The sequence below is a fragment of the Shewanella sp. S1-49-MNA-CIBAN-0167 genome (assembly GCF_040310145.1).
GTDB classification, from domain to species: domain Bacteria; phylum Pseudomonadota; class Gammaproteobacteria; order Enterobacterales; family Shewanellaceae; genus Shewanella; species Shewanella psychromarinicola.
Map to the genome: position 1 here is coordinate 1 of NZ_JBEOPO010000090.1, position 1,705 is coordinate 1,705.

At 34.7% G+C, this 1,705-nt stretch carries 3 protein-coding genes; all 3 read left to right on the forward strand.

Annotated elements, in window-relative coordinates; all coding sequences use genetic code 11:
- On the forward strand, positions 1-184 hold a 184-nt coding region (locus tag AAEZ00_RS20475), incomplete at its 5' end, for a hypothetical protein (RefSeq protein WP_351089703.1).
- Positions 185-214: 30 nt separating this feature from the next.
- The gene (locus AAEZ00_RS20480) at positions 215-829 is read left to right on the forward strand and encodes a hypothetical protein (protein WP_351089705.1); all 615 of its coding nucleotides are present in this window, start codon (positions 215-217) and stop codon (positions 827-829) included.
- A gap of 35 nt (positions 830-864) precedes the next feature.
- Positions 865-1,494 carry a hypothetical protein gene (locus AAEZ00_RS20485; RefSeq protein ID WP_351089707.1) on the forward strand — a complete coding sequence of 210 codons (630 nt, stop codon included), beginning with the start codon at positions 865-867 and terminating at the stop codon, positions 1,492-1,494.
- Positions 1,495-1,705: the final 211 nt, after the last annotated feature.

Consider the following 1,705-nt stretch of genomic DNA (forward strand, 5'->3'; position numbering starts at 1 on the left):
GGGTCTAGTAAGTATTTATGATGGGGCTAAAGATGTGTTTTTATCTTTTCTGCCGCAGAGCGGCTTCGTTCAACAAGAAAATCAACAAGGACACGTAACAGTTGGCTACGTTTCGCTTCGCTACACAATTTTAGCCAACCATTACTTAGCCTGTTATTTAGGCGTTATATGCTTTAAAAGTTGAGAGTTCATATCATTTATCTAGGGAACAAAATTGATTATTAAAATATCAAAACGAAATATAATTTTTACTTTATTCGTAATTACTATGATTTTTTCTAACAATTCATTATCTAATTCATGCCCTGCTAATTCATCCTTCAAAGATGGGGGGTGTTATTGCAATGATAATTATGCAGTCCAGCAAGGGAAGTGTACCCCGAAATATATTAAGCATACGAGCAGTTATGGGTATAAATTTTGTGACAATGGATATATTGATAAAGGTAAATATTGTGAAGCTATTTTTGTACCTTTAAATGCTTTAGCAATTGGAGGAACTTGGCAGTGTGATTTTAAGTTTAAAAGGGTTGGTAATGCTTGTAAGGAAAAGTCATATGCTGAACTAGCTAATACTATCGATATGTTAAGTGATGCTGCGGCAAAGAATCAATGTGATTATTTTGAATCTTCATGTAAAAGTAATTGCTCAACCTCAACTTGTAGACAAGCTTGCTCTGTAGGTAAAGATACATGTGATTCAACATTGGGTGATGCATGTTCAAATGCTAGTTCAGACTGTATATCGCAATGCTCATATTTGTCAGATTATAGCAAACAATCTGATTGTGAAAACGCATGTTCCTCTGGTGAGAGTAATTGCGACTAAGAAAATAAATAGTCGCTTCGAGTAAGGAGTTTAAATTGAAAGATAGAGAATTACATACAACCCCAACATTGATCGTCACAAATTATTCAATACGCTTGAATAAAGGAGGAAAGTACCTTCATACATTTACTCCTGAAAGCACTTCTACTGTTTATCAATTTCTAGGTAATAAGGAAGCTGTTCTTGTTGAAGGCGAACGCTATAATATTGGTTATACGGTAGATAATGGATTAAATTGGGTTAATGTTTCAGCTATCTCAAAATCTGACATCGTAGATCCAATTGTTAGTCATTATGTTGCTCGGCAATACGGAGAGCAACAACGAGACGTTGAAACATTAAAATCGAATGAAAGAGTAAAACACAACGCAACTGATGGTTTATATCTTGGTAAAAAGTACGCGTGGCGAATTTACGGTGAAGCTTTGGCTCGTGGTACTTTTGATCTTTATTTATCTGAAATAAATCACCCTACGATTGATTGTATTACTGATATAAGCCGATCAATTGCATATAAAGATGATGGCCTCGCAAAAGCAATTGATTCTCTAATCAACTCATGTATTCGTGTCAATAATTCAAGTAATCGATTTAGTTCACCGCTAATCCCTAGTAAAAAATGGTTTAATATTAAAGGCATACAAGCAATCACTGATAGACGCTAACCGCATATAACAAGCCAATCAAGCGGGACTAAAAACAGTTTGCTGTTTCGTTCCTCTAAAAAATAACATGGCCACCCAAAATTATTGGCTAAATAAAATAACATGGCCACCCAAAATTATTGGCTAAATTATGCACAATAACCTACGCTTTATTTACCCTTTCAAAATGGTAATTAAAGATGGCCAGACCAAGACAAACAATTGTTAGCTT